The 6330-nt window shown below is 62.6% G+C and carries 6 protein-coding genes; all 6 read left to right on the forward strand.

Annotation, left to right across the window (positions count from 1 at the left end):
* Nucleotides 1–659, forward strand: a 659-nt coding sequence (gene nusG / locus L0G76_RS13295; RefSeq protein WP_304357655.1) for a transcription termination/antitermination protein NusG, incomplete at its 5' end; no start/stop codon positions are given.
* 205 nt (nt 660–864) lie between these two features.
* Entirely contained in the window at nt 865–1302 is a 438-nt protein-coding gene (gene rplK / locus L0G76_RS13300) for a 50S ribosomal protein L11 (protein WP_009883596.1), read from the forward strand.
* Nucleotides 1303–1366: 64 nt separating this feature from the next.
* The gene (gene rplA, locus L0G76_RS13305; RefSeq protein ID WP_304357656.1) at nt 1367–2065 is read left to right on the forward strand and encodes a 50S ribosomal protein L1; all 699 of its coding nucleotides are present in this window, start codon (nt 1367–1369) and stop codon (nt 2063–2065) included.
* A 180-nt stretch (nt 2066–2245) separates the two neighbouring features.
* A complete protein-coding gene (locus L0G76_RS13310) occupies nt 2246–3517 on the forward strand; it encodes a helix-turn-helix domain-containing protein (protein ID WP_304357657.1) in 1272 nt (423 codons plus the stop codon).
* A 112-nt stretch (nt 3518–3629) separates the two neighbouring features.
* Nucleotides 3630–5153, forward strand: a complete 1524-nt coding sequence (gene exaC, locus L0G76_RS13315; RefSeq protein WP_304357658.1) for an acetaldehyde dehydrogenase ExaC — start codon at nt 3630–3632, stop codon at nt 5151–5153.
* Nucleotides 5154–5202: 49 nt separating this feature from the next.
* Nucleotides 5203–6222 carry an alcohol dehydrogenase AdhP gene (adhP, locus tag L0G76_RS13320; protein WP_304357659.1) on the forward strand — a complete coding sequence of 340 codons (1020 nt, stop codon included), beginning with the start codon at nt 5203–5205 and terminating at the stop codon, nt 6220–6222.
* Nucleotides 6223–6330 lie beyond the last annotated feature (108 nt).

Below are 6330 nucleotides of genomic sequence, written 5' to 3' on the forward strand. Positions count from 1 at the left end.
CCGATGACACCTCGGACGAGGTCGACGCTGACGATGAGGTCGACCCGGCCGAGGAGTTCAAGTCGGAGCTGCGCATGCAGGAAGGTGACTGGTACGTCATCCACTCCTACGCAGGCTACGAGAACCGCGTCAAGCAGAACCTTGAGAACCGTTCCATCAGCCTCAACCTCGAAGAGTTCATCTTCGAGTCCCAGGTGCCGATGGAAGACGTCGTCGAGATCAAGAACGGCCAGCGCAAGCAGGTCCGCCGTGTGCGCATCCCGGGCTACGTGCTCGTGCGCATGGAACTCACCGATGAGTCCTGGGGCGCGGTCCGTCACACTCCCGGTGTGACCGGATTCGTGGGCAACGCCTATGACCCGACTCCTCTGTCCATCGACGAGGTCTTCACGATGCTCGCTCCGATCTTCGAAGAGCGCCAGGCCGAGGCCGCCGCCGCTGAAGGTGTGCAGGCGGAGCAGGCAGCGAAGTCCGCACCCATCACCGAGGTGGAGTACGAAGTCGGCGAGTCCGTGCTCGTCAAGGAAGGTTCCTTCGAGGGCCACCCCGCAACAATCCAGGAGATTCGTCCGGAATCGCAGAAGCTCACCGTGCTGCTGTCGATCTTCGAACGCGACGTTCCCGTCGAGCTCAGCTTCGACCAGGTCTCCAAGCTCTGAGTCGATTCTCAACATCAGCAAGGGCCCGGTGGATACCGGGCCCTTGCGCCATTCACCACCAGTGATCCGGCTCACCGGCATTTGCTCCCAGTCCTGCGGACATGGAATACTGGTGTGGTTTGATCGCGGCTCTTATCGGAGGCCGTCATCGAACGATGCGCCGTATTTCTCTGGCGCATCGACACTTCAAGATTAAGGACCGAATATGCCTCCCAAGAAAAAGGTAGCCGGCCTCGTCAAGCTCCAGATTCAGGCAGGTGCCGCTAACCCGGCACCTCCGATTGGTCCGGCGCTTGCCCAGCACGGCGTCAACATCATGGAATTCTGCAAGGCCTACAACGCCGCAACGGAATCCCAGCGCGGGAACGTCATTCCCGTTGAGATCACTGTGTTCGAAGACCGTTCGTTCACCTTCGTTCTCAAGACCCCACCGGCTGCAGAGCTCATCAAGAAGGCTGCAGGCGTGAAGTCCGGATCGGCTACTCCTCACACCGACAAGGTTGCTCACCTGAGCGCCGACCAGGTTCGCGACATCGCGAATGTGAAGATGCCCGACCTCAACGCCAATGACCTGGATCAGGCTGACCGCATCGTCGCCGGCACCGCTCGCTCCATGGGCGTGACCACCGACATCAAGGGCTGAGACCAGACATTTCACTGTGGTAGGGCTCGCGCAGCCCGGACCACGACTGCAAGGAGAGAAGCAGATGGCAAAGCGTTCAAAGGCCTATCAGGCCGCGGCAGAGAAGATCGCCGCAGATGTGACATACGAACCGGCCCAGGCAATCGCCCTGGCCAAAGAGACCACGGTGGCCAAGTATGATGCCACCGTCGAGGTCGCTCTCCGCCTGGGTGTCGACCCACGCAAGGCGGACCAGATGGTGCGCGGCACCGTCAACCTTCCGCATGGTACCGGTAAGACCGCTCGGGTCCTGGTGTTCGCTGCCGGCGACCGTGCTGAAGCTGCCCGTGAAGCAGGTGCCGACTACGTTGGCTCCGATGACCTGCTGGAGAAGGTGGCCAATGGCTTCACCGACTTCGACTCGGCTGTTGCGACCCCTGACATGATGGGCAAGGTCGGCCGTCTGGGCAAGGTGCTTGGTCCTCGCGGCCTGATGCCGAACCCCAAGACCGGCACCGTGACCATGGATGTCGCCAAGGCCGTGACCGAGATCAAGGGCGGAAAGATCGAATTCCGCGTCGACAAGCACTCGAACCTGCACTTCATCATCGGAAAGGTCTCCTTCTCCGAGGAAGCACTGCGGGAGAACTTCGAGGCGGCCATCGACGAGATCGTGCGTCTGAAGCCGGGCTCCTCGAAGGGCCGCTACGTCTCGAAGGCCACCGTGACGACATCGAACGGCCCTGCCGTTCCGATCGACTCTTCGTCGATGCGCGTCGCCTGATCCCTTTGGTGGATTGAGCCTCAGACAGCAGTTCTGGGCGGGAAGTGAGATCCTCACTTCCCGCCCTTTCTGTTCCATGAGAACCCTGGTGCGGTCTTGCCCGGACGGGGTAACGCGGATAGATTGTGAGCACCGTAGACAACTGTGTGACAACCGCCGATGGGGGTGGACAGCTCCGCTATGCATTCGACTCCGCTGCTTCGCGACGACTATCAGCGCATCGTTCGTCGCGCCCACGACAATCTGGCAACCCTGACCGCGCCCGAGACTTCGGGACCCGGTGTCCGTTCCGCCGTGCTCGAGTCCTGGAACCGGTCCCTCGGCCGCCTCAGCGATCCGGCAGGAGTCCGTGTGCGCATGGCCTATGAAGGCGATCGGCTCGCCGAGGTGAGGCGCCGTCATCCTTTCAGCTCCATCATGGGACTGCTGCGGTCGCATCTGATCGAACCCGCCAAGGAGGCGGGACTGCTCGTGGCCCTCGGCGATGAGCAGGGACGTCTGCTGTGGGTCGAAGGTGAGCGTGCGGTCCGCGGCCGGGCCGAGTCCATGGGCTTCGTGCCCGGCACCGACTGGTCCGAAGCTGTCATGGGCACCTCGGCCCCCGGGCTCGCACTGCTCTCGGGCAATGCCGTGCAGATCAGTCAGGCCGAGCACTTCTGCGCCGAGGTGCACTCGTGGAGCTGCAGCGCGGTTCCGGTGACTCATCCGCTGACCGGTCAGGTCCTGGGCATCCTCGATGTCACCGGCGGCGATGACGCGGTGTCATCCATCGTCCTGCCCTTGTTGAATTCGACGGCTCAGGCCGCCCGCGCCGGCCTGTCGGAGCTCTACACCCCAGATTCCGGTGGGCTGCCTCCCGCCCGCACTGGTCAGGGTGCGTATCTTGAGGTCACCGGGGCTCGCCCTCAGCTCTCCGGCCCGGACGGTGCCCGGATGACACTGTCGGGGCGCCATGCAGAGATCCTGTTGCTCCTGCAGCGCAGCCACAGCGGGATCAGCAGTGCCGGTCTCGCCGATCGGCTGTGGGCACTCGGCGGAAGCGAGGTCACGGTCCGGGCGGAGATCGCACGTCTGCGCAGAGCCATCAGCCACCTCGGCGATCTGCGTGTCGATGCCCGTCCCTACCGTCTGCGGGGAGATATCGACAGCGATGTCGAACGCACCCATCGGGCCCTGGCCCAAAGCGATGTGGAGACAGCGCTCAACCTCTACCAGGGACAGGTGCTGCCGGACTCGGAAGCTCCGGGAGTCCGCGAGATCGGTGCGGAACTCGACGCGCTGATGCGGGAGAATCTGCTGCAGAACGGGACCTGGCAGCAGCTGTGGCGCTTTGCGGGATTGCCTGAGGCTCGGGACGATTCCGAAGTATTGATGTCGGTGCTGCGGCTGGCCCCGCCCGAAGCGCCCGAACGAAACGCAGCTGTGGTGCGACTCGAGGCGCTCGGCTGCTGAACGAACCAGTCACCGAAGTGTGATGCAACCCACATGCAACGTTGCTCTGGGTAGCGTGTGGAGCAATCGGAGACAGATATCCGATCGCCGCATACGCATCAAAGGAGTTGCAATGACTGTTTACGCTCAGCCAGGTCAAGACGGGTCACTCGTGTCCTTCAAGTCTCGCTACGAGAACTTCATCGGCGGACAATGGGTGCCGCCGAAGAACGGCAACTACTTCGAGAACCCCACACCGATCACCGGCAAGACCTTCTGTGAGATTCCAGCCAGCACCGCTGAGGACATCGAAGTCGCACTCGATGCCGCACACGCAGCCGCTCCCTCCTGGGGCAAGACCTCTGTTGCCGAGCGAGCCGTGATCCTGAACAAGATCGCCGACCGCATCGAGGAGAACCTCGAAATGATCGCGGTGGCTGAGTCCTGGGACAACGGCAAGGCCATCCGCGAATGCCTGAACGCTGACATTCCCCTGGCCATCGATCACTTCCGCTATTTCGCCGGGGCGATCCGCGCGCAGGAAGGCGGCCTGTCCCAGATCGATGACGACACGGTTGCCTATCACTTCCACGAGCCGCTCGGAGTGGTGGGCCAGATCATTCCCTGGAACTTCCCGATCCTTATGGGAGTATGGAAGATCGCTCCGGCGTTGGCGGCAGGCAATGCCATCGTCCTCAAGCCCGCCGAGCAGACGCCGGCTTCGATCCTCGTTCTCATGGAACTCATCGGCGATCTGCTTCCTGAGGGTGTCCTCAACGTCGTCAACGGCTTCGGCCTCGAAGCGGGTAAGCCGTTGGCGTCGAACAAGAGGATCAAGAAGATCGCGTTCACGGGTGAGACGACCACAGGCCGGCTCATCATGCAGTATGCCTCGCAGAACATCATCCCGGTGACGCTGGAACTCGGCGGCAAGTCCCCGAACATCTTCTTCGACGATGTCAATGCCTCCGATGACGCCTACTGGGACAAGGCCCAAGAGGGCTTCACCATGTTCGCGCTCAATCAGGGCGAGGTCTGCACCTGCCCGTCGCGGGCGCTGGTCCAGGAGTCGATCGCCGATCCCTTCCTTGAGGCAGTGGCAGAGCGGACGAAGAAGATCGTCCAGGGCAACCCGCTGGACACCGACACCATGATGGGTGCGCAGGCCTCGAACGACCAATTCGAGAAGATCATGTCCTACCTCGACATCGGAAAGCAGGAGGGCGCCGAGGTACTCACCGGCGGAGCCCGGGCCGACCTCGGTGGGGACCTGTCCGGCGGCTACTACGTGCAGCCGACGATCTTCAAGGGCAGCAATAAGATGCGGATCTTCCAGGAGGAGATCTTCGGCCCCGTCGTCTCGGTGGCGACCTTCAGCGACTACGACGACGCCATCTCCACGGCCAACGACACCCTCTACGGGCTGGGCGCCGGAGTCTGGTCGCGCAACGGCAACACCGCCTACCGGGCGGGTCGGGACATCCAGGCCGGACGAGTGTGGGTCAACAATTACCACGCCTACCCGGCCCACGCGGCCTTCGGCGGCTACAAGGCATCAGGCATCGGACGTGAGAACCATCTGATGATGCTCGATCACTACCAGCAGACGAAGAACCTGCTCGTCAGCTACTCGGAGGACAAGCAGGGATTCTTCTGAGGCGAGCTTCGGCCAAGACAGCAGCAACATCATCACGAAGGAGTTAATGATGGCAGCAATGAAAGCAGCAGTAGTCGAGGACTTCGGTCAGGACCTCGTCGTCGGAGACAACGAGGTTCCTGAGCCCGGGCCGGGCCAGGCGTTGGTCAAACTCATCGCCTCGGGAGTCTGCCACACCGATCTGCACGCGGCACACGGCGACTGGCCGGTCAAGCCCAAGGTTCCCCTCATTCCCGGCCACGAAGGAGTCGGGACCGTGGAGAAGGTCGGGCCCGGCGTCACCGATGTCACGGTCGGGCAGATGATCGGAAATGCGTGGCTATGGGGTGCCTGCGGAACGTGCGAGCACTGCCGCCAGGGGTGGGAGACGTTGTGCGAACAGCAGGTCAACGGCGGTTACGGCATCGATGGGTCGTTCGGTGAGTACATGCTCGTCGACACGAAGTTCGCCGCGATCATTCCGGAGGGTTCGGACCCCTACGAGATCGCGCCCGTGCTGTGCGCCGGGGTCACCGTCTACAAGGGGCTCAAACGCACCGAGGTGAAACCCGGGCAGTGGGTCGTCATCTCCGGCATCGGCGGGCTCGGCCACATCGCCGTGCAGTATGCGGTGGCGATGGGGATGCGGGTCATCGCGGTCGACGTCGCCGATGACAAGTTGGCTCTGGCGAAGAAGCATGGGGCGGAGATCACCGTCAATGCATTTGCTGAGGAGCCTGCCGACATCATCCAGGAAAAGATCGGTGGTTCCCACGGTGTGCTCGTCACGGCCGTGCATCCGAAGGCGTTCGGACAGGCGATCTCGATGACTCGCCGAGGCGGCACCATCGTCTTCAACGGGTTGCCCCCGGGCGAGTTTCCCGCACCGATCTTCGACATCGTGCTCAAGGGTCTGACGATCCGCGGTTCGATCGTCGGCACCCGCCAGGACATGGTCGAGGCGTTGGAGTTCTACGCGGCAGGCAAGATCCATCCGACTTACAGCAAGCGTCCGCTCGAGGACATCAATGCGGTCTTGGAGGAGATGATCCACGGCAAGATCGACGGTCGAGTCGTCATCGAATACTGACTCGATACGGTCTCAGCCACCTTCCGGGCGCTGAGCAACCAAACAGAGCGGTTGAGGCACCCCCCCAAGATTCGCCGCGTGGTGGTAGGGTGGGGGAACACACAGCGG

The organism is Brevibacterium picturae, assembly GCF_030453725.1.
GTDB classification, from domain to species: Bacteria; Actinomycetota; Actinomycetes; order Actinomycetales; family Brevibacteriaceae; genus Brevibacterium; species Brevibacterium sandarakinum_A.

Bases quoted from the DNA above. Each gene is read 5' to 3' on its own strand.
- rplK (WP_009883596.1), top strand. From the start codon at position 865: ATGCCTCCCAAGAAAAAGGTAGCCGGCCTCGTCAAGCTCCAGATTCAG.
- rplA (WP_304357656.1), top strand. From the start codon at position 1,367: ATGGCAAAGCGTTCAAAGGCCTATCAGGCCGCGGCAGAGAAGATCGCC.
- L0G76_RS13310 (WP_304357657.1), top strand. From the start codon at position 2,246: ATGCATTCGACTCCGCTGCTTCGCGACGACTATCAGCGCATCGTTCGT.
- exaC (WP_304357658.1), top strand. From the start codon at position 3,630: ATGACTGTTTACGCTCAGCCAGGTCAAGACGGGTCACTCGTGTCCTTC.
- adhP (WP_304357659.1), top strand. From the start codon at position 5,203: ATGGCAGCAATGAAAGCAGCAGTAGTCGAGGACTTCGGTCAGGACCTC.